At 72.6% G+C, this 24,977-nt stretch carries 18 protein-coding genes and 1 tRNA gene; 4 read left to right on the forward strand and 15 right to left on the reverse strand.

Annotation, left to right across the window (positions count from 1 at the left end):
- Positions 1–2: 2 nt before the first annotated feature.
- Complete coding sequence (locus O3X23_RS05685; RefSeq protein ID WP_269270012.1) at positions 3–758, reverse strand: IclR family transcriptional regulator; 756 nt, start codon at positions 756–758, stop codon at positions 3–5.
- A 343-nt stretch (positions 759–1,101) separates the two neighbouring features.
- On the opposite strand from O3X23_RS05685, the gene O3X23_RS05690 reads away from it, so the two are divergent.
- Entirely contained in the window at positions 1,102–2,211 is a 1,110-nt protein-coding gene (locus O3X23_RS05690; protein WP_269270013.1) for an LLM class flavin-dependent oxidoreductase, read from the forward strand.
- A gap of 290 nt (positions 2,212–2,501) precedes the next feature.
- On the forward strand, positions 2,502–4,232 hold the full coding sequence (locus tag O3X23_RS05695) for a glycosyl hydrolase family 18 protein (RefSeq protein WP_269270014.1): 1,731 nt from the start codon (positions 2,502–2,504) through the stop codon (positions 4,230–4,232).
- An 89-nt stretch (positions 4,233–4,321) separates the two neighbouring features.
- On the opposite strand, the gene O3X23_RS05700 is transcribed toward O3X23_RS05695, so the two are convergent.
- Positions 4,322–6,109: a putative bifunctional diguanylate cyclase/phosphodiesterase gene (locus tag O3X23_RS05700; RefSeq protein ID WP_269270015.1), complete on the reverse strand. Its 1,788-nt coding sequence runs from the start codon at positions 6,107–6,109 to the stop codon at positions 4,322–4,324.
- A 279-nt stretch (positions 6,110–6,388) separates the two neighbouring features.
- Between O3X23_RS05700 and O3X23_RS05705 the strand changes: the two genes are divergently transcribed.
- Together O3X23_RS05705 and O3X23_RS05710 are read left to right on the forward strand one after the other, a co-directional pair.
- Positions 6,389–7,615, forward strand: coding sequence for a M6 family metalloprotease domain-containing protein (locus tag O3X23_RS05705; protein ID WP_269270016.1), 1,227 nt, complete (start codon positions 6,389–6,391; stop codon positions 7,613–7,615).
- 4 nt (positions 7,616–7,619) lie between these two features.
- A complete protein-coding gene (locus O3X23_RS05710) occupies positions 7,620–8,873 on the forward strand; it encodes a M6 family metalloprotease domain-containing protein (protein WP_269270017.1) in 1,254 nt (417 codons plus the stop codon).
- A gap of 60 nt (positions 8,874–8,933) precedes the next feature.
- Here O3X23_RS05710 and O3X23_RS05715 read toward each other — a convergent pair whose 3' ends face one another.
- From O3X23_RS05715 to O3X23_RS05775, 13 genes are all read right to left on the reverse strand, one after another.
- Entirely contained in the window at positions 8,934–9,362 is a 429-nt protein-coding gene (locus O3X23_RS05715) for an OsmC family protein (protein WP_269270018.1), read from the reverse strand.
- A gap of 92 nt (positions 9,363–9,454) precedes the next feature.
- Positions 9,455–10,339 (reverse strand): polysaccharide deacetylase family protein, encoded by an 885-nt coding sequence (locus O3X23_RS05720; protein ID WP_269270019.1) that lies wholly within the window; start codon positions 10,337–10,339, stop codon positions 9,455–9,457.
- A 168-nt stretch (positions 10,340–10,507) separates the two neighbouring features.
- Positions 10,508–13,741 carry a bifunctional lysylphosphatidylglycerol synthetase/lysine--tRNA ligase LysX gene (gene lysX / locus O3X23_RS05725; RefSeq protein ID WP_269270021.1) on the reverse strand — a complete coding sequence of 1,078 codons (3,234 nt, stop codon included), beginning with the start codon at positions 13,739–13,741 and terminating at the stop codon, positions 10,508–10,510.
- A 71-nt stretch (positions 13,742–13,812) separates the two neighbouring features.
- Complete coding sequence (locus O3X23_RS05730) at positions 13,813–14,451, reverse strand: hypothetical protein (protein WP_269270022.1); 639 nt, start codon at positions 14,449–14,451, stop codon at positions 13,813–13,815.
- Positions 14,452–14,637: 186 nt separating this feature from the next.
- Positions 14,638–17,253, reverse strand: coding sequence for a phosphatidylglycerol lysyltransferase domain-containing protein (locus tag O3X23_RS05735; protein ID WP_269270023.1), 2,616 nt, complete (start codon positions 17,251–17,253; stop codon positions 14,638–14,640).
- A gap of 228 nt (positions 17,254–17,481) precedes the next feature.
- Positions 17,482–18,123, reverse strand: coding sequence for a class F sortase (locus O3X23_RS05740; protein ID WP_269270099.1), 642 nt, complete (start codon positions 18,121–18,123; stop codon positions 17,482–17,484).
- Positions 18,124–18,361: 238 nt separating this feature from the next.
- Positions 18,362–18,435: transfer RNA gene (locus O3X23_RS05745), tRNA-Lys, on the reverse strand.
- A gap of 58 nt (positions 18,436–18,493) precedes the next feature.
- A complete protein-coding gene (locus O3X23_RS05750; RefSeq protein WP_443047775.1) occupies positions 18,494–19,111 on the reverse strand; it encodes a bifunctional DNA primase/polymerase in 618 nt (205 codons plus the stop codon).
- A gap of 163 nt (positions 19,112–19,274) precedes the next feature.
- Positions 19,275–19,637 (reverse strand): hypothetical protein, encoded by a 363-nt coding sequence (locus tag O3X23_RS05755; protein WP_269270024.1) that lies wholly within the window; start codon positions 19,635–19,637, stop codon positions 19,275–19,277.
- A gap of 91 nt (positions 19,638–19,728) precedes the next feature.
- Positions 19,729–21,111: an AAA family ATPase gene (locus O3X23_RS05760; RefSeq protein ID WP_269270025.1), complete on the reverse strand. Its 1,383-nt coding sequence runs from the start codon at positions 21,109–21,111 to the stop codon at positions 19,729–19,731.
- Positions 21,108–22,670 carry a hypothetical protein gene (locus O3X23_RS05765; RefSeq protein ID WP_269270026.1) on the reverse strand — a complete coding sequence of 521 codons (1,563 nt, stop codon included), beginning with the start codon at positions 22,668–22,670 and terminating at the stop codon, positions 21,108–21,110. The genes O3X23_RS05760 and O3X23_RS05765 overlap by 4 nt, the downstream gene beginning before the upstream one ends.
- Positions 22,661–23,800, reverse strand: a complete 1,140-nt coding sequence (locus tag O3X23_RS05770; RefSeq protein ID WP_269270027.1) for a hypothetical protein — start codon at positions 23,798–23,800, stop codon at positions 22,661–22,663. The genes O3X23_RS05765 and O3X23_RS05770 overlap by 10 nt, the downstream gene beginning before the upstream one ends.
- Positions 23,801–23,821: 21 nt before the next feature.
- On the reverse strand, positions 23,822–24,817 hold the full coding sequence (locus tag O3X23_RS05775) for a phosphatase PAP2 family protein (RefSeq protein ID WP_269270028.1): 996 nt from the start codon (positions 24,815–24,817) through the stop codon (positions 23,822–23,824).
- Positions 24,818–24,977: the final 160 nt, after the last annotated feature.

Here is a 24,977-nt window from a genome sequence, read left to right on the forward strand (position 1 = left end):
GCTCAGAAGCTGAGGGAGAGGAGGACCGGCGCCGCGCGTTCGTTCAGGGTGTCGACGGCCGGTTTCAGGCGGTGCGCCTGCGAGGTGGGCATCGACAGTGCGAGGCACGCGACGGTCTTGCCGATGGTGACCGGTACCGCGGCGCAGACCGTGCCGACCGCGTACTCCTGGAGGTCGAGCATGGGGTGGCTGGCCGGCAGGCTCTCCAGCTCCGACAGCAGGGCCTTCTCGTTGACGACGGTGCGCGAGGTGAGGCGCGCTGTCCTGTGCCGGGACAGGTGGTCGCGGCGGCTGTCGTGGTCGAGCTGCGCGAGCAGGCACTTGCCGATCGCGCTGGCGTGGGCGGAGGAGCGGAAGTCCACCCATTCGTTCACCCGCGGGGTGGCCGGGCCGTCCGCCACGTCCACCACCGTCACCTCGCCGTCGTCGTAACGGCTGAAATAGACGGCTGCGCCGACCTCGTCGCGCAGCTCGTTGAGGACGCTGTTGAGCCGGTCGGCGAGCGCCTGCTCGCGATCGGCGGCGCCCAGCAGCACGAGGGATTCACCGGTGACGTATCCGCCGCCGGGCAGGAACGCCACGTAGCGCTCGCGTTTGAGCATGGCCAGTAGTTGTGAGAGGTATCCGATGGGCACGCCGAGCTCACGGGCCAGCTGCTCGGCCGTCACGCCATGCCGGTGGCGGTCGATCGCCTCCAGCACGCGCAGTGCGTACTGGACCGCGTAGACCGGCGCGATCTGTCGGTACTCAAGCGCCACGAAATCCCCCTGCACGTGTGCCGTTCGCGTCCGGTGCCGTGCCGTACGTCACGGCGGTAGCCGCTGGTCATGGCCGATGGGCGGACCGAACGAACCCGACAGGCCGAGCCGTCTTCCACGATAGCCGCAACGGCGTTCAAGGTAGAGGCCGTTGACCAGCCGATCGGTGCTCTTCGTGCACAAATGCAGAAAGTCGGGGTGTCGGCATATGCCAGTGGCCTCGTTGCGGACGGAGCGATGGCGGATCGACGGCGGATCGGCGAGGGGATCGGCCGGGAATAACCGGAGTCCGTCTCCGGTTCAAGTTGCCGCAGGCGAATACATGACCGAGGAGGCGCCCCCCGTGGGAGACGAACCGCAGACCACCGACGACATCCGCGGAGCAGCCCGCGGCAGCGCACCCGTGCCGCTGTCCGTGCTGGATCTGGCGACCGTGGGAAGCGGGCTCACCGCTACGCAGGCCCTGCGCGCCAGTGTCGAACTGGCCAAGCTCGCCGAAGCCCGCGGATTCCACCGGATGTGGGTCGCCGAGCACCACTCGATGCCGGGTGTGGCCAGCTCGTCCCCCGCGGTGATCCTCGCCCACCTCGCCGCGTACACCAGGACGCTCCGGCTCGGCTCCGGTGGGGTGATGCTCCCCAACCACGCCCCGCTGGTGATCGCCGAGCAGTTCGGCACCCTGGAGGCGCTGGCCCCCGGCCGGATCGACCTGGGGCTCGGCCGAGCGCCCGGCACTGACGGCGCCACCGCCGCCGCGCTGCGCCGCACCGACCGCCCGGACGGCGCCGACGACTTCCCGCGGCAGCTCGACGAGCTGACCCGGTTCCTGGACGACGACTTCCCGGACGGGCACCGCTACGCGCGCATCCACGCGATCCCCGGACCGGTGCAGGGCTCCGCCCCGGGCGGCGTGCAGTCCGCGTCCCGCCCGTCGGTCTGGCTGCTGGGCTCCTCCGGCTTCAGCGCCCGGCTGGCCGGCGCGCTGGGCCTGCCGTTCTCCTTCGCGCACCACTTCTCGGCGGCCAACACCGTGCCCGCGCTGGAGCTCTACCGCGAGTCGTTCCGCCCCTCCGCGGTACTGGACAGCCCGTACGCCGCCATCGGCGTCTCCGCCCTCGCGGCGGACGATCCGGCCGAGGCGCGGCGCCAAGTGCTCACCGGTGCCCTCGGGATGCTGCGGCTGCGCACCGGGCGACCGGGGCTCATTCCGTCGCCGGAAGAGGCCGAGGCGTACGAATTCAGTTCCCTGGAGCGCGAGTTCATCGACTCCTGGCTGGTCAACGTGGTGCACGGCGGCGCCGAGGAGGTTCGAGACGGGCTCGACTCCCTGGTGAAGCGGACCGGGGCGGACGAGCTGATCATCACGGCCAACGCCCATACCCCGGCCGCCCGTCTGCGCTCCTACGCGTTGATCGCGGACGCGTACGGGCTGCCCGGCGGTGACGGGGCGTAGGGCCTCCCAGCGGTTAATACCGGGTTTCCCGAGGGGGCGTGGTTCGACCACCGGACGGACATCTTCCGCATCCTTAACTCAGCCTAAAGCCGCTTGTCAGCACCTGCGACAGGCGGCTTTTCGCTGGCCGGAGGGGGTTTCCGGCGGGTAGGCAGCCGGTCAATTGGTCTAGTCCTAAGTCTGGTACAGACCATTGACCTGAGCATCTCAGGCGCCCTATACATGGCGCAGCCCCTGCTCCTCCCTCTTCCCCCCGGAGGTCTTACGTGCAGCTCCATAAAAGATCACTCGTGGCTGCCGCCACCAGTGCGGCCCTCGCCCTCGGCGCGATCACCGCGCTCGTCGGCGGGCTCGCCCCGGCGAGCGCCGCGGGCACCGACGCCCAGCCGGCCGCCGCGGCCGCGAGCAGCGGCGGGGTGAAGATCGCCTACTACGACCAGTGGAGCGTGTACGGCAACGCCTTCTACCCCAAGGCGCTCGACACCCGCGGGATAGCAAGCAAGCTGGACATCATCAACTACTCGTTCGGGAACATCCACCCGACCGACCTGACCTGCTTCGAGGCCAACAAGGCCGCCTCGCAGGACGAGAACAACCCCAGTGCCGGTGACGGCGCGGGCGACTCCTTCGCGGACTACCAGAAGTCCTTCGGCGCGGCCGACAGCGTGGACGGTGTCGCCGACACCTGGAACCAGCCGATCACCGGCGCGTTCAACCAGCTGCGGAAGCTCAAGGCGAAGTACCCGAAGCTGAAGGTCAACATCTCCATCGGCGGCTGGACGTACTCCAAGTACTTCTCCGACGCCGCGAAGACCGACGCGAGCCGCAAGAAGTTCGTGACCTCCTGCGTCGACCAGTACATCAAGGGCAACCTGCCCGTCGACGGCGGCTTCGGCGGCCCCGCCTCCGCGGCCGGCGTGTTCGACGGCATCGACCTCGACTGGGAGTACCCGGGTTCGACCGGCGGCCACCTCGGCAACCACGTGGACGTGGCCGACAAGCAGAACTTCACGCTGCTGCTCGCCGAGTTCCGCAAGCAGCTCGACGCGTACGGCACCGCCAACGGCGGCAAGAAGATGCTGCTGACCGCCGCGCTGCCGGCCGGCCAGGACAAGATCTCGCACATCGAGACCAACAAGGTCGGGCAGTACCTCGACTACGCGAACATCATGACCTACGACATGCACGGTGCCTGGGACGCCGACGGCCCGGTGTACCACCAGTCGCCGCTCGTCCCCGCGAGCAACGACCCGACCGACCCGATCGCGCCGGGCACCGAGAAGTACAACGTCACCAACGCGGTGAACTCCTGGCTCGACGGCAACCCCACGTACGGCATCGCGGGCGGCTTCCCCGCCAACAAGCTGACGCTGGGCTACGAGCTGTACTACCGCGGCTGGACGGGCGTCACCGCCGGCGCCAACCACGGTCTCGGACAGCCCGCCACCGGGCCGGCCCCGGCCCGCAGCCTCAGCGCGACGGCCGGCATCGCGTACTACAAGGAACTCGGCGGCATCGTCGACAACCCGGCGACCACCTTCTGGGACGACGCGTCGAAGTCCTCGTACTTCTACAACGGCACGGAGTTCTGGACCGGCCTCAACGCCCAGTCCATTCAGGCCCGCGCCGACTACGCGCACTGCCGCGGACTGGCCGGCGCGATGATGTACTCCCTGCTGGACCTCGACACCGGCACCACGCTGCTGAACAAGATCAACACTGCGGTGGGCGGCTCCGCGACCGGCTGTGGCACGACCACCACGCCGCCGACGACGCCTCCGACCACCCCGCCGACCACTCCGCCCACGACGCCTCCGACCACGCCTCCCACCACCCCGCCGACCACGCCGCCGGGCGGCACGTGCACGGCGGCCGCCTGGAGCTCCTCCGCGGTCTACACCACCGCCAGCGGAACGGTCTCCTGGAAGGGTCACAACTGGAAGGCCAAGTGGTGGACGACGGGCGAGGAGCCCGGCACCACCGGCGAATGGGGCGTGTGGCAGGACCTCGGGGCCTGCTGACCTGACCGCCCCATCCGGAGCCCGCGTCCCTTCCCCCCACGGACGCGGGCTCCGGCATGTCCGGGGTCCGGTTCACCTGACGACCGGTGTCAGGTGTCGAGCAGTCCTGAGATCCGCTCGGCGGCGACCGGGCGGGAGTAGTGCCAGCCCTGGCCGGTGTCGCAGCCGATCCGCCGCAGCCGCTCGGCCTGTTCGGCGTTCTCGACGCATTCCGCGGTGACGGTGAGGCCGAGCCGGTGGGCGAGCTCCACCAGGGCCTCGACGATGGTCTCGTCGGCGGGGTTGGGGTGTTCGGCCGAGCGGAAGCCCTGGACGAAGGAGCCGTCGAGCTTGAGGGCGGAGACGGGCAGCCGGCTCATGTAGGCGAGGTTGGAGTAGCCGGTGCCGAAGTCGTCGATGGCGATCCGCACCCCCATCTCGCTCAGCGCGTGCAGGGCCTGCAGCGGCCGGCCGGCGGAGCCCATGACGGCGGACTCGGTGAGCTCCAACTGCAGCAGCTCCGGCGGCAGTCCGGTCTCCTCCAGGATGGCGGCGACATCGGCGACGAGGTCGGAGTCCCAGACCTGGCGGACCGCGACGTTGACGCTGATGAAGATCGGGTCGTCCGGGTGGTCCTTCTGCCAGACCCGTGCCTGGCGGCACGATTCGGCGAGCACCCAGCGGCCGAGCTGGACGATCGAGCCGTTCTCCTCGGCGAGGCCGATGAAACGGTCCGGCGCCAGCCGCCCGAAGTGCGGGTGCTGCCAGCGGACCAGGGCCTCGACACCGCGCAGCATCCCGCTGTCCAGCCCGACCAGCGGCTGGTACTCCAGGATGAACTCACCGCGCTCCACGGCCTGTCGCAGCGTGCTGGAGAGCGCCTGGCGCGTCATGCGGTGGGCGTTGCGCTCGGGGTCGAAGAGCGTCCAGCGGGCCTTGCCGTCGGCCTTGGCCCAGTAGAGCGTGGTGTCGGCGGCCTGCATCAGGCCGGTGGCGGAGCTGCCGGCCACCTCGCGCTCGACCACGCCGATGCTCGCCGACACCGCGAGCCGCTGCCCGTCCACGTCGAACGGCCGCTGCAGCGCCGTGAGGACGGACTCGGCGAGCACGGTGGCCTGTCCCGTGCCCGTGGAGTCCCGGACGAGCAGGGCGAATTCGTCGCCGCCGAGCCGGGCGACCAGGTTGCCGCCGGGTTCCGCGCAGGTCTGCAGCCGCTGGGCGACGGCGGCGAGCAGCTCGTCGCCGATCCGGTGCCCGAGGGTGTCGTTGATGGCCTTGAAGCCGTCGAGGTCCAGGTAGCACAGCCCGATCCGGCCGGTCCTGCTGCCGGCGCCGTCGAGGGCGGCGGAGAGCCGCTCGAAGAACAGCGCCCGGTTGGGCAGCCGGGTGACGGAGTCGTGCATCTGCAGATGGCGCAACTGCTCGCGCAGGCTGTGGCGTTCACCGACGTCCTCGACGGAGAGCAGTGCGGCGCCGCAGCCGCCGCCGGTGCCGGTGAGCGTGACCTCGGCCCACAGGAAGCCGCCGTCGCGCAGCTTCACCCGGCGCGTGCAGCGCAGGTGGTCGCGGCGGCCGGCGAGCACCTCGCGGTAGGCGGTGCGGACCGGGTCGTCCTCGGCGAGCCCCAGCAGTCCGGTGGCGACGCGGGCGGCGAGCCCGGCGGGGCTGCTGCCGAGGAGTGAGCCGAGCGCCTGGTTGGCCTCCAGCACCCAGCCGTCACGGTCGACCAGCGCCATCGCCAGCCGGGCCGCGGTGAAGGCGACGCGGTAGTCGTGCGGTTCGCCGGCTGAGGAGCCGGGCGTTTCGGAACGCGATTCGGAAGTAATTCCATTACTCTGCGTGAGCACTACCGGTGTGATGTCGGGTTCGGCGCTGGGGCCGCCCGAGGGTCCGCCCATTGCCCGCTCCCCGTGTCGCGCTGGTCTCTGGGCGATCATAGGCGCTGGCGGAGCGGCAAAACCAGCGCCGTCGTGGTGATTCTTGGCACGCAAGCTGACGGATTGATCGTTTCTGCACGAATGCGGTGGCCAACTGACCGCTTTGCATAAGCCATTACGCACAGTAATGGAGTCGCCCACGCCTCGTGCGGAGCAACCCAACAGGGCATATCTCCGCAATTCATAGCAACGTGGTGAAGGTGTCCCGAACGGGCTCACGAATCCTCCCCGGAGGTCCATGTGCGGCGGACAGGCATCCTCATACGGGCGCGGCGTCGGCCCCTGCGCGCGCTGGCGGCGGCGGCGAGCGTCTTCGCCGCAGTCGTCGCCTGGACGCTCGTCGCGGGACCCACCGCGGCCGCCGCCCCGGGCGGGGACTGCGCCCTGCCGCGCACCGCGGCCCACCACTCCGAAGGAGTGGACACGTGGAACGCGGCGTTCCCCAGGCCGAGTACGGTCCTGGACGCCGTGATGATCTTCCTGTCCTTCCCGGACGCGGTGCCCGAGCTGACACCGGCAGAGGTCACCGCGGACCACTTCCCGGCCACCTCGCTCTTCTACGACCGCGCCTCGTACGGACGGTTCCAGCTGCGCGCGCATCCCGTCGACCGCTGGATCCCGATGCCGCACCGCTCCACCGACTACCGGATCCGGCGCGACTGGGACGCGAACCGGCGCGGCGGGTACCTGCGGGACGCCGTCGCCGCGGCCGACCCAGCGGTGGACTTCTCGGCGTACGACCTCGTCTACCTGGTCGCCGACCCGAACGCCCCCGGCGTCGACGCGGACGCCACGAAGGTCGTGAACCTCGGCACCCCGCTGCGGGCGGACGGCACCGATCTGCGGCGGCTCGTCACGGTGTTCGAGCAGCACCCGCCCGACCACAACGTGCTCGCCCACGAGACCGGCCACGTCTTCGACCTGCCCGACCTCTACTCGCGGCCGGCGATCGGGAGCGACGCCGACTGGGACACCCGGGTCGGCGACTGGGACCTCATGGGAAGTCAGTTCGGCCTCGCCCCCGAGCCGTTCGCCTGGCACAAGTGGAAGTTCGGCTGGCTGGAGGACCACCAGGTGCAGTGCGTGTTCCGACGCGGCACCAGCTGGCACGAACTGACACCGCTGGAGACCGCGGGCGGCACCAAGCTCGTCGTCGTCCGCACCGGACGGCGCACCGCGCTGGCCATCGAGGCGCGCTCCGCGACCGGCAACGACGCGGGTCTGTGCCGGGAAGGCGTGCTGCTCTACGAGGTGCGCTCCAACAGGGAGTCGGGCGAAGGGCCCGTCACGGTCCTCGACGGCCACCCCGCCACCTCCGCCTGCCAGGACGGCTCCGCCTACCCGCCGCTGGCCGACGCGCCGCTCGGCGCGGGCGAGTCCTACGCCTACGACGCGGGCCTGGTGCGGGTGACGGTCGCCTCCCACTCCGTGGACGGCTCGTGGACCGTCAAGGTCAGCGAGGGATAGGGCCGTGCCGACGGACGGACGAATACCGTGGGTACCCGGTGCGGGGCTGAAGGCCGCCGCCATCGGGACGGTCGCGCTGCTCGCGGTGGCCAGCACGGCCGCCACGGGGCCGCAGGCCGCCTACTCCCCGCCGACGGCCGCCAGGCCGTGCGCGCTGCGCGCGACGCCCGGCACCGCGATGTCCGAGGGCTTCCCCGACCGGTCCGCCCGGGGGCTGGGCAGCGAGTTCGCCCCGTCCACCGGCGAGGTGCGGGCCCTGACCCTGTTCCTCGACTTCTCCGACGCGCCCGCGCCCTACGGCGCCAGTGAGCGGTACGCGGAGTTCTTCCCGGCCGTCACCGAGTGGTTCGACCGCGGCTCGTACGGAAAGCTGCGCTACGAGTCGACGCCCGTGATGCGCTACATCCGCATGCCGCGGCCGTTCTCCGCGTACGGGATCGACCGCGGCTACGGCTGGGACGCGCACACCGCGATGATGCGCGACCTGCTCGCGGTCGCCGACCGTGACATCGACTTCCGCGGCTACGACCTGGTCAACATTCTCGTCACCCCCAACGCGGGGCCGCCCGCCGACGAGGCCGTCCTGTCGGTCACCTGGACCGGCGCCTCGGCCGCCACCACCGACGACGGCGCCCGGCTCGACCGGGTCTCGCTGGTCTACGGCCACGACCAGTCGGGTTCCCGCGTCCTCGCCCACGAGAACGGCCACGCCTTCGGCCTGCCCGACCTCTACGCCGCCGACGACTTCCAGCGCACCGACACCCTCGCCGGCCAGTGGGACAGCATGTCCCTGGACTGGGGGCTGGGCGGCGACCTCTTCGCCTGGCACAAATGGCGGCTCGGCTGGCTGGACGACTCGCAGATCGCCTGCGCCGCGGTGCGCGGCGAATGGACGTACGCGCTGCGCGCCGTCTCCGTGCCCGGCGGCCGGAAGGCGGTGGTCGTTCCCTACGGGCGGACCCGCGCGTATGTGATCGAGTCCCGGCAGACGTCGGGCAACGACCGTGAGGCCTGCCGCGAGGGCGTCCTCGTCTACCAGGTCCGTACCGACATCGACTCCGGCGCGGGGCCGGTGTCCGTCCGGGACGCCCATCCCTCCACCAGCGCATGCGACTTCAGCAGCGGCTCGTTCAACTCCCTCAACGACGCACCCTTCCGGGTGGGCGAGGTCTTCGACGACCCGGCGGCCGGTCTGACGGTCCGCGTGCTGGGCCGTGATCCCGCCGGCGACTGGGAGGTCCAGGTGACCCGCCGCTGACCCGTACCGCTCCGGCGCGGCGCACCGGCTCGCCGGAACGGTACGGGTCGTACGGCGGTGTCAGGCGAGGAGTTCGGCGTTCAGGGTGATGTTCACTCCGGCCAGGGCCTTGCTGACGGGGCAGTTGGCCTTCGCGTCCTGGGCCGCCGTCTGGAAGTCCTCGGCACTGATGCCGGGTACGTGGGCCTTGACGGACAGGACGATGCCGGTGATGCCCTCACCCGGCTGGAAGGTCACGTCGGCCTTCGTGTTCACGGACTCCGGCGGGGTGCCCGCGCCGGCGAGGCCGTGGGACAGGGCCATCGAGTAGCAGGACGAGTGCGCGGCCGCGATGAGTTCCTCGGGGCTCGTCTTGCCGTTGGCCGCCTCGGCGCGCGAGGGCCAGGAGACCTCGTAGCTGCCGACCCCGGAGGAGTCGAGGGAGACGGTGCCGGAGCCGTCGAGGAGGGCGCCCTTCCACTGGGTGGTCGCGGTGCGGGTGGTTGCCATGGTCACAAGCCTCCAAGAGAGAGCGGGAAACGCCTCTCGCACGCTACCCCGCCACCGGGTCCTGGGCGGCGGAAGACGGCGGCGCGGGAGGGTCAGCGCCCGGGGAAGCTGTAGGTGTAGTGCTGCGCGTCGAGCTGGTCCAGCAGCTGCGACAACGCCTGCACCGTCTGCGAGCGGTCGCCGCCGCCGTCGTGCATCAGCACGATCGCGCCGGGCGCGAGGTTGGCGTTGACGTGGTGCACGATGGCGGCCGCCCCGGGCCGCTTCCAGTCGTCGGAGTCCGAGGTCCAGCCCAGCGGGCGCATCCCGTGACCTGCGGCTATCTCCCGTATCCACGGCTTGAAGTCCCCGCCGGGCGCCCGGTAGTACGGCACTTCGGCGCCGGGCCCCGCCGCGTCGGCGATCTGCTGCCGGGCGTCCAGGATCTCGTGCCGGTTGTAGTCGGCGGACTTGGAGCTCTGGTGCTCGTCGTGGTGCACCGAGTGGTCGCACAGCCGGTGGCCGGCCGCGGTGATCTGCCGCACGACGGCGGGGTGGGCCTGGGCGTTCGGGCCGATCTCGCAGAAGGTGGCCTTGGCGTGGTGCCGGGCGAGCAGCGCCAGTATCTGCGGCGTCCAGTGCGGGTCGGGCCCGTCGTCGAACGTGAGGGCCACGGCCTTGCCGCCGTCCTCCAGCCCGTGCTGTATCTCCCGGCTGACGCGGTGGCCGCCGGGCGCGTCGTCGGACGGGACGGTCGCCGAACTCGTGGCGGACGGCGAGGACCGGGTGGGCCGCGCGGACGGGGCGCGTGGCGAGGACGTGGCGGGTGGCGTGCCCGTCCGGGTCTGGTGGGGGATGGTGGCCGAAGGAGTGGGCGACGGGGAGGAGACGGGAGCCGCCTGGGTGCCCTGCTGGCCGCCGCAGGCCGCCAGGGCGGCTCCCGCGAGCGTCACCCCCAGGGTCGTGGCGGTCGTCTTCTTCGCGCTGCTCAGCGCCACAGTTGTACCTCCATCGATGCACTCGCGACCCGAAAGGGCCGGTCCGCCCGGACCGGCCCGCTCGTTGTTCCGTCGTTCCACCGTAAGCGCAGGCCGCGGCGGGCGACCTCGTCCGTTCGGTCAAGACTGAGCAGTGGCGTGTTCCGCCACGACCGGTATATCCGCAGATCAGCGGCGGCGGACCAGGGGGAACGGCAGGGTCTCGCGGATCGAGCGGCCGGTAAGGAACATCACCAAGCGGTCGACGCCGATGCCCAGCCCCCCGGTCGGCGGCATCGCGTACTCCAGGGCGGTCAGGAAGTCCTCGTCCAGCTCCATCGCCTCGGCGTCACCGCCCGCCGCCAGCAGCGACTGCTCGGTGAGCCGGCGCCGCTGCTCCACCGGGTCGGTGAGCTCCGTGTAGGCGGTGCCCAGTTCGGTGCCGTACGCGACCAGGTCCCAGCGCTCCGCGAGCCGGGGGTCGCCGCGGTGCTGCCGGGTGAGCGGGGAGACGTCCAGCGGGAAGTCCTTGTAGAACGTCGGGAGGGTGGTGCGCTCCTCGACCAGCCGCTCGTACATCTCCAGCACGATGTCGCCGCGCCCGTCGCCGGGGGAGTGCGGCACGCCCGCGCGGTCGCAGAGCCGCCGCAGCGCCTCGGGCGGGGTGTCGGCGGTGACCTCCTCACCGAGCGCCTGCGAGATCGCGTCGTTGACGGTCCGCACCGGCCACAGTCCCGACAGGTCGACGTCACCGCCGTCCCGGCGGGCGGTCTGCGAGCCGTTGGCGGCGGTCGCGGCCCGCTGGATCAGCTCACGGGTCAGGTCCAGCATCGTGTCGTAGTCGGCGTAGGCCTGGTACGCCTCCAGCATCGTGAACTCGGGGTTGTGCTTGTACGACACGCCCTCGTTGCGGAAGGTGCGGCCGAGTTCGAAGACCTTCTCGACACCGCCGACGCAGAGCCGTTTGAGGTACAGCTCCGGGGCGATGCGCAGGTACAGGTCCAGGTCGTAGGCGTTGATGTGGGTGGTGAACGGGCGGGCGTTGGCGCCTCCGTGCACCGGCTGCAGCATCGGCGTCTCGACCTCCAGGTACCCGCGGTCCACCAGCGACTCGCGCACCGAGTGCACCGCCGCGCTGCGGGCCCGCAGCACGTCTCGGGCGTCGGGCCTGACCACCAGGTCGAGGTAGCGCTGCCGGACCCGGGCCTCCGGATCGGTCAGGCCGCGCCGCTTGTCGGGCAGCGGGTGCAGGCACTTGGCGTTCAGCCGCCACGTGTGCGCGTCGGCGGTCACCTCGCCGGCCCGGCTCACGCCCATCACGGCCTCGAAGCCCAGCAGGTCGCCCAGGTCGACGTCGGCGGCGAAGGAGCGCATCCCGGCAGTGGTGAAGCGGTCGCGGTCCAGCAGGATCTGCAGGTCGCCCGACCAGTCCCGCAGCGTCACGAAGAGCACGCCGCCGTGGTCGCGCAGCCGCAGCACCCGCCCCGCCAGCCGTACCCCGGTGCCGGCGGGCGCCGCCGCGGCGGCGGCCAGGGTGTGCGTCGGCTCGACGCCGGGCGGGTACGGGTCGCTCTCCGCTTCCCGCAGCCGTTCCAGCTTCCGCAGCCTGACGCGCACCTGCTCCGGGCGTCCGGGGCCGGCCGACCGGCCCGGCCCGGCCGCCGACAGGTCGGCGGCGGCCTCCGCGGCCTCCTCCAGCGGGATGAACACCGGCATCGCGGCCGGGACCTCCGCGCCGCCCCGGTCCCGCCAGAAGCGCAGCCGCGGCATCTCCACGAAACCCTCCGCGATACCGGAGGCCAGGCCGATACGGGCCAGGTCCTTCGCCTCCGAGTAGCAGAGGAAGCGCGGGTACCACTGCGGCTGGTACTTCACGTTCGACCGGTACAGCGCCTCCAGCTGCCACCACCGGGAGAAGAAGAGCAGCAGCCGCCGCCACAGCCGCAGCACCGGCCCCGCACCGATCCTGGCGCCCTCCTCGAAGACCGAGCGGAAGACCGCGAAGTTCAGCGAGATCTGCCGGATGCCGAGCCGGGGCGACTGCGCGGCCAGCTCCGTCACCATGAACTCCATGATCCCGTTGGGTGCGGCGGGATCGCGCCGCATGACGTCCAGTGAGACCCCGGCCCGGCCCCACGGCGCGAACGACAGGAGCGCGATGACCTGTCCCGCGTCGTCCAGCGCCTCCACCAGCAGGCAGTCGCCGTCCGCGGGGTCGCCGAGCCGGCCCAGCGCCATCGAGAAGCCGCGCTCGGTGTCGGTGCCGCGCCAGGCGTCCGCCCGCGCCACCACCTCGCTCAGCTCCTCGGCCGACAGCTCGCGGTGGCGGCGGATCCGGCTCGTCGCACCGGTGCGCCGCACCCGGTTGACGGCCTGTCGGGTGCCGCGCATCTCGCGGCCTCCCAGATCGAAGCCGCCGACCTCCAGCACCGCCTCGTCGCCCAGCTCCAGGGCGCCGAGACCGGCCCGCGAGTACGCCTTCGCGCCCTCCTCGCCCGCGCCCATCACGGCCGGCACCCACCCGTACCGCGCCGCGTGCTCCTGCCACGCCTCGATGGCGGGGCCCCACGCCTCGGTGTCGCCCAGCGGATCACCACTGGCCAGGCAGACGCCCATCTCGACGCGGAAGGTGATGGCGGCCTTGCCGCTGGACGAGAAGACCACGGACTTGTCGCGCCGGGTGGCGAAGTAGCCGAGTGAGTCCTGCTCCCCGTACTTCGCCAGCAGGGCGCGGATCCGCGGCTCGTCGTCGCCGTGCAGCGCCGCTTCGACCTTCTGCGAGCGGAACAGCGCGGCGGCGCCGGCGAGCAGGGCGAGCGCGCCGAACAGACCGAGCCAGAAGTTGGTCCAGAAGGGTGGATGGCCGATGCCGGACGGCAGGTCGTTGACGCCGCCGACCACCCGGTTGACCGACCAGCGCAGCCGGTCCTTCCCGACGAGGGTGCCGGGGAACACCGACAGCAGCGCCCAGCCGGCCAGGACGCCGGCCACCAGGCCCAGCACCAGCACCAGCAGCGCCCGCCAGAACGCGCCCTTGCGCACCCGCGCGGAGAACTCACCGCGCGCGATCACCAGCACGGCGAGCGCCGTGCCGGTGATCAGCAGCGCGGGTACGGCGCTCCACTCCGAGAAGAAGATCAGCACCACGTTCGCCAGGACCGTCAGCCCGAGGAGCACCACGACGATCCAGTAGGCCACCCGCTTGCGCGCCGCCAGCGCCCCGGCCAGCAGCATCAGGAACGCCGCGTAGGCGAGGTTCGCGGATGCCGGCACCGTCAGGATCTCGATCCAGCGGAGCACGGGACGGAGGAGGCGGTGCAGGGGGCCGATGACGGCGAGTACGGCGCAGAACACGGCGAGCGCGGCGAAGAACTCCCCGAACCACTCCGGTACCGAGCGTTTCCAGCGGGGTTGTTCCTCCATACGACCATGCTGGCCGCCCCCGGGGTTTCCGCAACCGGACACCCCGGCCCGCGCCCTCCGGTGGGCGGGCCTCAGTCGTCGTCGCCCCGGGTCCGGCGGCGCCGGCGCAGGACGACCGTCCCGGTCAGCGCGGCGGCGACGAGGGCGGCGCCCAGCGCGGTCTCCGCGGGGTTCATGCCGATGCCGCCGCCGAGGCCCGTCTGCACGCCGCCCCTGGGGGTGCGGGACGAGACGGTGAGGGTTCCGGTGAACGAGCCCTCCTTGGGCGCGGAACCGTTCTTGCAGGTCACCGTGACCTCGTACTCACCCGGCTGGGTGCCCTCCGGGATCGTGCCGACGCCGCCGACCTGGTTGTCGAGCATCGAGAGGGTGACCGGGGGGATGACGGAACCGCCCGCGGTGGACCGGAACGTGGCGACGCCGGACGTGCCGGTGCAGTTGCCGCCGTCGAACACGGAGAACTGGCCGCCGGGGGCGACCGGGTTCGGCTGGACGATGACGGGGTTGGCGGGCACCACCGGCTTGAGGGGTACGGCGGGCGAGGTGAGTTCGGCGGGCTCGGTGGGCTGCAGGAGCTCGGCGGGCGCCGAGGGCTCTACGGACTCGACGGGGACGACGGGCTCGGGTGACACGGCTGACGCGGCTCCCGCCGGGCTCAGCGCGATGACCGCGGCGAGGGCGGGGGCGGCGAGTAGGTGCTGTGAGCGCATCGGGTCTCTCCCAGGGCGGGTTCACGGACGGTGTTCCGCGGGGCGGACAGGAACCCGCCCTCCCTCCGAGCACACCCGGATGCCGCGCCCGTTGCCTGTCGGCCGCCCGGCCGGGACTACGCCGAACGGACCACCGCAGGGGGCGTTCCGGCCGGGCCCGCGCAGGTCAGCGACGTGCCCCGGGCATCAGGACCGGATGTCGGCGTCACCGCCGCCCGGGTGAACGGGCCCGGCCGCCGCCGGCGCCGGTGCCCCGCCCAGCCGCGGCAGGCGCGGCGCCGTCAGGAAGCCCTCGGCCATGGCGGTGGCGGCGGCGATCCGGGGCAGCTCGGCGGACCGCTCGTACAGCAGATGGCGCGGGCGCCACTGCGGCAGGTAGGCGGCGTAGGAGCGGTAGCGGGCCTCCAGGTGCCAGCGGCGGGAGAGCAGCCGGAGAACCTTGCGCCACAGCCGCAGCAGCGGGCCGGCGCCGGCCTTGCCGTCCTCCTCGAAGACCGAGCGGAAGACGGCGAAGTTGAGGGAGATCCGCTCGACGCCCCGCACCGGTTCGGCGTCCGCCCGCGCCAGCAGCAGCAGTTCGGTGATCAGGTAGTCGATGAGCGCCCTGCCGGACTCGCGGTCGCGGCGCATCAGGTCGAGGCAGAGGCCCCGCCGGCCCCACGGCACGAAGCTCAGCAGCGCCGAGGTCCGCCCCTGCGGGTCGCGGCACTCCACCATCACGCAGTCGCCGTCCGCCGGATCGCCCAGCCGGCCCAGCGCCACCGAGAAGCCGCGTTCGCCGGGGTGCCGCCGCCAGGCGTCGGCGAGATGGGTCAGACCGGCCATCTCCTCGCGGGGGATGTCGCGGTGGCGGCGTACGACGGCGGTGTAGCCGGCGTCGCGGATCAGCCCGCGGGCCTCCCGCAGCGGACGCAACGCCGCACGGCCGTCCGCGCCCTCCTCCGACATGCCCAGATACGTTCCGGCGAACTCGGCGACGTCGACCACCGCCTCGTCGCCGAAGTCCAGCGACTTCAGTCCGGCCTGTTCGTAGACGGCCGCGGCGCCCCCGCCGGTCCCGGTGACGGCCGGGATCCAGGCGTGCCGGCGGGCATCGGCCAGCCAGCCGTCGATCGCCGCCGGCCACTGCGCGCGGTCGCCGATCGGATCCCCGGAGGCCAGCGCCACCCCGTTGACCACCCGGTACAGCACGGCGGCCCGGCCGTCGGGGGACCAGCTCACCGACTTGTCACGGCGCAGCGCGAAGTACCCGATCGGGTCGTGCTCGCCGTGCTCGGCGAGCAGTTCGCGCAGCCGGAGCTCGTCCGACGGTTCGAGCCTGGCGCGGCCGCGCGGGGAGCGGAAGAAGGCGAGCAGCACCATCAGCATCAGGGTGACGCTCAGCAGGTTGACGGCGAGGTCGGTCCAGCCGGGCACGGTGATCTCGGGCAGGTCGAACAGACTGGAGACGGTGAGCACGCGCAGCACGGCGTAGTGCAGGCAGGCGCGCCAACTCGCGGGCGGCGCTTCGTCCGTGGCGTGCACCAGGACGGTGCCCAGGCCCACCGCGACGACGCTGCCGATCAGCAGCGAGACCATTCCGAGGGCGACGTTGCCGCGCTCGCCCCGCACGTTGAACGCCCGCCGGGAGACGAGCAGGGAGAGCGCCAGCAGCAGGGTGAGGCCGCCGGAGATCCAGTTGAAGGGGTGCGTGCGGGCCTCGGGGAGCAGATCGATCGCCAGCGCGCACAGCGCCAGGTATCCCCAGACCAGCGTTACGGCGACGATCCAGGACGCGCGCTTGCGGCGGCGCAGGGTCACCGCGAGCAGGAAGGCCAGGGCGGCGCCGGTGAATCCCGGGCTCAGCAGGAAGGCGGTGAAGAACTCCCCGTTGGTGGCCCGGTGCACCCGTTCGCGGAAAGGCGCGATCAGTCCGGTGAGGACGTTCACCACGGCGGCGGCCCGCAGGTACCAGACGGCGATCGCCGCCCCGGGCTCCTGCAGCGGCCGCAGCCACACCTCGATCCGGGACGGCGGGATGTCGACCAGGGTGGGGCGGGGCACGGGGGCGCTCTCGGACTTCGACTTCAGGTGCGGGGCGCCCGCGACCGCGTCCATCAGGGTGGTCTTGAACGCCACCAGCCGCCGGTGGACGCGGTCCTCGCGGCGCTCGGAGCGGGCCAGCCGCCGGGGCCGGGAGAGGTAGCGCCAGCGCGACCAGGGGCTGGCCGGCCGGGCCAGCCGCAGCGCCCCGATGATCGCGACCGGCGGCATCATCACGCCGATCAGCCCGGTCCACACCTTGCCCTTGATCAGGCAGATGACCACGAAGCCCAGCAGGACCGCCGCGACCCCGATCTGCTCGCCGCTGACCCCGCCGACGAAGCCGCCCAGCGGGGCCTCCCCGATGAGCAGCAGACCGATCACCGCGACGGCGAGGATCACCGCGTCCACGGACTTGCGGCCCTGCTCGCTCCAGTAGACGTCCTCCAGGTGCAGGACGAGGGCGAACTCGTCGAGCACCAGCCCGCAGCCGATGCCGAACAGCACGGCCAGGAGGTTGTGCGCGACGACACCGCCGCGTACCGCGAAGGAGCCGATGCCGCCGATGAGCATCATGGCCTGGCCGAAGACGACGTGGTGGATGTGCAGGCCGCCCGGGTTGACGTTCCCCGGCCACCAGCTCACGCCCCGCCTGATCATCCGCACGCTGAAGCGGATGAAGAGGAAGGACCCGATCAACCCGACGAGCAGCAGGAAGAGCGGTTCGCGGCCGTTGTCGACGATCCGCGACCGGTAGGCGTCGGCCAACCAGTCCCACATGGCGTCACCTCGGGAGAGCGGCCGGATCCGGAGAGCACATCATGTACACAAAGTGGCGGCCGGGCTGGGATTTTGTCGTGAACGCGAGCAATAAGGTGACACACCGTTTTATCCATGCCATCAGAAATTCCTAAACTAGGACATACTGAACTCGCCTGCCAGTGGTGTGCCCCCGGGCCGGCCGATCGGTCCGCCCGGGGGTGGGCAGACCGCCGGAAGCGGATGGGGTCAGGCGGGTCCGGCGGAGCCGGTGAGCCGGGCGTAGACCACGACGTTGGCCAGGTATCCCGCCGCCTTGCTGAACTCCCCGCCGCAGGTGATCACCCGCAGCTCGGCGTCGGGCGTCGCGCCGTACACCCGTTCGGTGGGGAACTCCCGCTTGTCGTAGACCTCGATGCCGTACACCGTGAACACGGCGGTACGGCCGTCCGCGCGGTCGACCTCGATCCGGTCGCCCTTGTGCAGCCCGCCCAGCCGGTAGAAGACGGCGGGGCCCTCGCGGGTGTCCACGTGCCCGGCGAGTACGGCCCCGCCCGGCGCGCCGGGCGCGGCCCCGCCCGCGTACCAGCCGGCCAGCGGCCGCTCGGTCTCCGGCGGCGTCTGCAGCCGGCCGGCGGCGTCGAGTCCGAGCCGCATGAGGGACGCGTCCACCCCGATGGCCGGGATCCGGATCCGTTCGGGGTCGGCGGCGGCCAGCGGGGTCGCGCGCGGCGGCAGGACGGCCTCCTGCGGCCTGCCGCCGTCCGGGTTCCGCCCGGCCGTGGAGACCGCGTCGGCCGCGGTGGGCAGCGGCGGCTCCCGCTCCTGCGTGCCGTCGCGCAGCAGCCAGACGCCGGTCACCACCGTGACCGCGAGGATGCCCGCCGCCATCCGGCCGACGCGGTGCGACGGCGGACGCCGTGCATCGTCGCGCGCGCCGTCCGGCGCGTCCGGGGGACGGTAGTGCGGCAGTGGCATGCGGGCCTCCTGGAGACGGTCTCTCCCTGGCCTTGTTACCGCGCCGGGCCGCTCCCGTACCGCTCACGCACTGCTCTCACGCCGCACCGCGAAATGACGAAAGGCGCCCCTCCCGAAGGAGGAACGCCCAGGTCAACGGAGTTACCGTAGGTGCGCCGCCAGGGACTCGAACCCCGGACCCGCTGATTAAGAGTCAGCTGCTCTAACCAACTGAGCTAGCGGCGCGTGCTGCGAGACAGACATTAGCATCCGCTTCCGGCGGAGCGAAAATCGAATATCCCGATCAGGCCGGGGAGGTCGTGGGGGTCGGCGCGGGAGCGGACGGGCGGGCGGCGGAGCGGGCCGCCCGGATGCAGGCCCACAGCAGCACGTCGGGGCCGGGGAGCCACGGCTGACGGGTGTCGGGTGCCACCACCCAGCGCGACGACCCGCCCTCGGTGTCCAGGCCGGTCTCGTCGCCGTACAGCGGCGGCACGGTCACCGCGTCCCCCGGCCCGTGGCACATCAGCGGCGGTACCGAGTGGCTCCACTCCTCCCAGCCCAGCAGTGACGGCAGCCGCTGGGCGCACCCGGGAGCGACCAGCAGGAGCACCCGGCCGCGGTGCAGCGCCACCGGCCCGCTCCCGGGCCCCGAGGCCCACAGCTGCTCCAGCACCCGGCGGCCGAAGAGCGCGGGGAGGTTCACCACGTCGAAGACGGTGCCGCACGGCAGCACGCTGGGCGCCGTCGGGCGGGCGCTCCACAGTGCCTGGACGCTGCGTGGGAAAGCGCTGGCGGAGGCGAGCCACTCCGCGCCCGCCGGGGTGACGTACGCGGTGTGCGACTGCCGTTCGGGATCCATCGGGTCACCGGCCACGCCGAAGTCCGGGTGCCTCCAGGTCTCCCACTGCCATTCGCTCATACACCTAGAGGTACCGGCCGATCGCGCTGTGTCGAAGTGAATCGGACGAATACGGGACAGGAACAACGCTCATCCGGTACCTTGCGCAACCCGCATATGCCAAAGGCCCGTGATCGCTTGACACGATCACCAGCTCAGGGCAGGGCTTTCAGCCACCTTCCGGTCACCGCTCCTGCAGTCGTGTCCCGAACTCGACCATTTTCTTCGCGTAGTCCTCGGTCCAGCCCGACTGCTCGGCGATCGCGGCGAACGTCAGCCGGTCGAACCGGCGCGGATCCGCCAACTGGGCCGCAGCTATCGCCTGGTACTCCGTCGCCCGGTCGGCCGCCGCGCGGAAGGCCAGCGCCAGCTCCGTGGAGCGCGCCAGCAGTTGCCGGGGATCGTCGAGCGACTCCAGGTCGAAGAAGTGCTCCTCGTCGGCGAGGGCCTGGGCGGGCTCGAAGAGCAGCTCCGCCGGGCGCAGGCGCCGTGCGGTCGCCGGCGGGACGGCGTCGCGCCGGTCGTGAGCCGACTGCGGCTCTGACATGTACCTACCTCCAAGGGATTCGCGCGTTCCATTGTCCCGCGCCCGCGCAAGAGGGCCTGCGGGCCGTCCGACGTGCTGCTCCGCAGCGGCCCTACGTCCGGTAGGGGACCCGGTGCTCGTCCAGGTGCGCCAGAACGGCGTGGTTGGCCTCCCAGCCGTCGGGGAACTTCACCGTCACGCCGAGCTGCACCGGTTCGGTCGACGGATGCTCGTCCAGCAGCCGGGCCACGCCCGCCCGGCAGACCACGATGCAGGCGTGCCGGTGCCGGGAGGCGAGCACGCACAGCCGGCCCGTCTCCAGGTGGAAGGCCGTCGCGTCCGGACGGCCGGACAGCGGGTGCAGGAAGACCGTCACGTCGAACTCCCGGCCCTGCAGCCGGTTCGCGGTGTCCACGGCGACCCCGGCCACGCCCAGCGCGGTGAGCGCCGACCGCACCGCCGCCGCCTGGTCGCGGTGGGCCGTGCCGACGGCGATCCGGTCCGCGGTCAGCGGCGACGGCTCCTGCGAGCGCTCGCTGAACGTCACCCCGCCCCGGTCCAGCAGCCGCCGCACCACCAGGGCCACCGCGTGCACCGCCTCGGGATCCGTCCGGGGAGTGTGCCGGGCCGGCAGCTCCAGCAGCCCCCAACCCGACGCGGCCGCCTCGTCCAGCACCTCGTCGGGGCCCGTGCCCTGCGAGGGCACTCCGAAGGACAGCCGCCGGACGCCGGGCCCGGTGCCGCTGCGGAACGGCGTGTACGGGTAGAACGCCCGCGACACCAGCGGCGCCGCCGACGCCGGGAGCCGCCACGACACCGGCAGCCGGTGCTGCGGGAGCCCTGGGTTGTGCGCCAGCAGCGTCACCACCGCGCTCGCCGACGGGTCGTAACTCAGCCCCGCCCACTGGTCGGCGCCCACCACGCTGAACGGGTCCAGCTGCCCGGGGTCACCGACGAACAGCGCCCGTTCGAAGAGCCCGGCCACCTGGAGCAGCGCGTCCGAACGCATTTGGTACGCCTCGTCGACGATCGCGTGCCTCCAGGGCGACGTCAGGTCGGTGGTCTTGACGTACGCCCACTTCGCCGAGGTCGCGATCACCACCTTCTGCTGGGCGAGATCGGCCACCTTCGCGGACTTCACGATCGACGGATGCCGGTCGAGCAGCGGATCGGGCGGCGACTCCGCGCCGTGCAACCGTCCGATCGCCAGTCCGGGATCGGCGGTCGCCAACCGGTCCGCGAGGTCGTCCACCTGCGCGTTCGTCTGCGCGACGACCATCAACGACTCGCCCGCCGCGGCCAGTTCCTGCGCGGCGCGCACCACGAGCGTCGACTTGCCGGCGCCCGGCGGGGAGTCGACGACGACACCGCGCGACGACCCGTGGAGCGTGTCGCGCAGGATCGCCTCCGTGACCGCCGCCGCCTCGGCCGCGGGGTCGCGCGGAGCGGGGCGGGCCGAACCGTGGGGCGGTGAGTCCTCCGTCGTGCGGCTCACAGGAAGTCCTCCACGGTGACGGGATCGGGTGCGGGGGCGGCCGGCGGGGCGGCGGACTGCGGCGGGCCGCCGTGCGTCCACGGCGTGTCCTCGGGGTCGGGCAGCTCGGGACCGCCGCGCGGCGCGTGCTCGAACAGCGTCCAGCACACGAGGTCGCCGGCGGCGGGCACGGATCCCTCGTCGGGGACCTTGCCGCGGCCCATGCCGTTCAGCAGCCGCACCGTGACCTCGCCCGGCGCGGGCCACTCCACGAAGCGCGCCTCCTGGGTCTTCCCACCGGGCAGCGCGCGGTAGAGCTTCGCGTCGGTGTCGAAGTGCGGCACGTCCGCGGTCGCGACCGTCACCAGCGGGCGCGGGCGCGGCACCTTCGCCTCGCTGTACGCCATCACCACGTCGGTGACCTCGCCCGCGAACGCCTCGCCGGACAGCCGCCGGCCGGCCATCACCAGCGGATCGTCCAACGCCTCCTGCGCCTCCAGCCGCACCTGGGCCGTCTCCCGGCCCATCAGTTTCTGCGCGGCGGCGATGGCGTCGTCGCGCTTCGGCTGCGGCGGCTCACCGGCCCGCACCCGGTCCCGGTGCGCGGTGAACGACCAGCGGTCCCGCTTCCAGCGCTCCTCGACGTGCCCGCCCTCGGGCAGCGCCCGCAGCAGGTCGAGCCCGCGCCACACATCGTCCCAGGTCGGCCGCAACTGACTCTCGACAAGCCCCCGCACCTCGGCCTCGGCGACGGCGGTCGCGGGGGTCCGCTCCTCGCCCGCCGCCCGCGCCGCCGCGCGGGCCGCGTCGAAGCGGGACATCGCGGGGGCCAGCACCGTGTTGTCGAAGGCGGGGTCGGTCGCCGGGCCCGCGGGCGGGCTCAGCAGCAGGCCGTCGGCGCCGCGCCCGGTCTCCGCGCGGCGGGCCGCCTCCGCGCCGGTCATGTCCTCGGGAGGGTCGATCCAGCCGAGCAGCGCGCCCAGGTGCTGGTCCTCCAGATTGCTCTGGCCGGTCGCCCAGTGGCGCGACAGCAGCTCCGTCATCGACAGCAGCAGGCAGGCGCCGGGTGTGCGGGCGCGCTCCCCGTACTGCGTCAGCCAGCGCCCGGCCAGCGGGACCCGCGACGGCACGGGGTAGGGCTCGTCGGGATTCTCCTCCGCCGTGCGGCGGAAGCGGGTGGAGCGGCCGAGCAGCCGGACGTAGTCGGCCGCCGCGGCGTTCGGCACGATGATCTGCGGGGCGTCCGCGCAGACCTCGGACTCCTCGCGGTTGCGTGTCGCCGGTTCGGTCTCGACCTCGTCCGCGTACCGGTCCATGTGCGCGACGACCGTGGTCGCCAGCGCCGCGAGGAAGTCGAACCGCAGGTCCCGGTCGCGCGGCTGCGGCACCACCAGGAGGCTCGGCGCCTTCCGGTCGCGGCCCATCAGCGCGCCCAGCGGCGCGCCGACCTCGCCCGCCGTGGTCAGCGGCACGAACACCAGGGGATGCGGCGACAGGTGCCGGTGCCTGACCGTCGCCAACGGCTGCGCGCGGCCCGCGACCACGGCCTCGGCCCGCGCCAGGGTCCCGATCAGCGACATCCGGCACCTCCCGCGGCGAGCGCCTCGGCGCGCAGGACGGCGGCGCGGCGCAGCGCGGCGACGGCCGGATCCGCCGCGGCGCTCGCCGCGTCGGTGCCCCGGGCGGCGGACAGCACGGCCTCGACCGTGGTGAGGGTGCCCAGTTCACCGCGCAGACCCCGGCCCAGGGACTCGACGGAGCCGCAGGCGCGGGAGCGGCCGCGGCAGTGGAAGGCCAGCTCGCAGGCGGCCAGGCACTCGGGGGAGTACGCGGCGGGGAGCGCCTCGACGGCGGCGGTCAGCTCGGGGGCCGGCCGGGTCGGCGTCCGGCCGTCCTCGGACCAGCGCAGGTCGAACGTGGTGCCGTCCGGCAGTTCCGCGGCGATCTCCTCGATACGCGTCAGCCGGGTGAGCTGCCGCCGGGTCACCGACAGCTGCTTGCGCACGTCGACGAACTGGGCGGTGGGCAGGTTGGAGAAGTCCTTGGGGCACACCAGCAGCACATCGTGCGAGACCCGCACAGGACCCGGTGTCTCCTCCAGCGTCGGCGCCAGCCGTTCCAGCGCCAGCACGTAGACGGCGGCCTGGCGGGCGGCGGCGCCCACCTTCACCGAGTCCGCGCCGCCGTCCAGGATCGGGAAGGACTTGACCTCGACGACCGTCCAGCCGCCGTCCGGCGCGACCGCCACCGCGTCCGGCTCCAGGTAGGCGGTCGAGCCCGCCACGTCCAGCGTCAGCAGGGGGTGGTCCAGCAGCGTCCAGCAGCCGGCGGTGGTCGCCTCCGCGAGGGCCAGCCGGGTCCTGGCCGTACGGCCCTCGGGGCCGGCGGCCGACAGGTCCGGCAGCAGCGCGCCGCTGTCCTCGGGGGCGCCCAGCAGCCGCAGCAGCTCGGCGCACTTCTCCGCCTTGACCCGGGCCTCGAAGGCATGGCCGCGGGCGAAGGCGAACTGGGACTGCCCGAAGGGGGCGGGCGCGCCCAGCACCTGCGCGACCGCCCCCTTGTCGATCCCGGCGGCGTCGAGCAGGGCCCGGCGGCGGCAGCCGGGGTTCGCGGCCAGGGCCGCGAGGGCCCGCGCGTCGAGCGGACGTGGTGGTGTGGCCGGTCCGCGCAACTCGGCCAGCCGCTCCCGCAGATAGTGCGTAGTGCTCACCCGCGGAAGTCTCGCACCCCGCTACGACAATCGGCTCTGACCCACGGAAGACCTGCCCGAGGGGTCGGTTCTGTGCTCGTCCTCCGACGCCGTCCGCGGGGTCGGGACCCCGCTGGGTGCCGGGTCGTGCGGCGTGCTCCTGGAAGCCCCCGGAGCCGGGGCCCTCGACTTCGTGCCGGAGACGTCCGCCGAGGCCGCGACGACCGGGCTGTGGCCCTCCGCCGAGGTGGTGGCGCCGGACCGGACGGCCCGCCGGGCGCGCAGCGCGTCGACGGCGTGCAGGGCCTTCGGGGCCAGCAGGTACCCGATGCCCATGACGGCCGCACCGGCGACCGCGTCCAGCAGGTAGTGGTTGGCGGTGCCCATCACCACGAACGTGGTGATCAGCGGGTACAGGATGCCCAGCGAGCGCACCAGCGGGGTCCGCCCGTAACGCCAGAGCATGATCCCGCACCACAGCGCCCAGCCGACGTGCAGGCTCGGCATCGCCGCGTACTGGTTGGTGAGCCCGCCCAGGCCGCGCGGGGCGCTGGCCTCCTGGCCCCACCAGCCGTAGGAGCCGTACTGCGCCATGGTGTCGATGAAGCCGTGGCTGGCGTCGAGCAGCCGCGGCGGGGCCGTGGGCGTCAGGGTGAAGCCGATCAGGCCGATCAGGGTGGAGAGCATCAGCCACGTGCGGGCCGCGCGGTAGTGCGTCGGCCGCCGCCGCCACAGCCACACCAGGATCGCGGGCGTCACGAGGTAGTGCAGGGAGGCGTACGCGAAGTCCGCGGGGACACCGATCGCCGCGTGCTTCGTGAAGATGCCGTTGAGCCAGCGCTCCGGGTCGATCCGCATCAGCTGTTCGAGATGCAGGATGTCGATCCCGCTCTCCATGGCGTTGGCCACGTCGCCGCGGACCAGGAGGCGGCCGGACGAGTACAGGGCGTACACGACGGCGATGAGCGGCAGCTCGGTCCACCAGCGCAGCCGGCCCCGATAGGCCGAGGCGCGAGGCGCTGTGGCGGTGATCGTCATGCGGCCGTTCTCCCCGTTCTGCGGATGTGGCTCGTTGCGGACCATGTCGTAGGCTCTACCGTACGTCGTACGCTAGACAGCCCGCACATCGCCCCGGAAATTCCCGGCCACATACTGTTTGTCCCGTGTTCAGCATCTCTTGGTCGGGTATGCGGGAGGG

This window comes from Streptomyces sp. H39-S7 (genome assembly GCF_027158205.1).
GTDB lineage: Bacteria > Actinomycetota > Actinomycetes > Streptomycetales > Streptomycetaceae > Actinacidiphila.

Bases quoted from the DNA above. Each gene is read 5' to 3' on its own strand.
- O3X23_RS05730 (WP_269270022.1), bottom strand. From the start codon at position 14,451: ATGCGCTCACAGCACCTACTCGCCGCCCCCGCCCTCGCCGCGGTCATC.
- O3X23_RS05765 (WP_269270026.1), bottom strand. From the start codon at position 22,670: ATGTCGCTGATCGGGACCCTGGCGCGGGCCGAGGCCGTGGTCGCGGGC.
- O3X23_RS05715 (WP_269270018.1), bottom strand. From the start codon at position 9,362: ATGGCAACCACCCGCACCGCGACCACCCAGTGGAAGGGCGCCCTCCTC.
- O3X23_RS05775 (WP_269270028.1), bottom strand. From the start codon at position 24,817: ATGACGATCACCGCCACAGCGCCTCGCGCCTCGGCCTATCGGGGCCGG.
- O3X23_RS05700 (WP_269270015.1), bottom strand. From the start codon at position 6,109: ATGGGCGGACCCTCGGGCGGCCCCAGCGCCGAACCCGACATCACACCG.
- O3X23_RS05750 (WP_443047775.1), bottom strand. From the start codon at position 19,111: ATGAGCGAATGGCAGTGGGAGACCTGGAGGCACCCGGACTTCGGCGTG.
- lysX (WP_269270021.1), bottom strand. From the start codon at position 13,741: ATGGAGGAACAACCCCGCTGGAAACGCTCGGTACCGGAGTGGTTCGGG.
- O3X23_RS05735 (WP_269270023.1), bottom strand. From the start codon at position 17,253: ATGTGGGACTGGTTGGCCGACGCCTACCGGTCGCGGATCGTCGACAAC.
- O3X23_RS05755 (WP_269270024.1), bottom strand. From the start codon at position 19,637: ATGTCAGAGCCGCAGTCGGCTCACGACCGGCGCGACGCCGTCCCGCCG.
- O3X23_RS05740 (WP_269270099.1), bottom strand. From the start codon at position 18,123: ATGGCGGCGGGCATCCTCGCGGTCACGGTGGTGACCGGCGTCTGGCTG.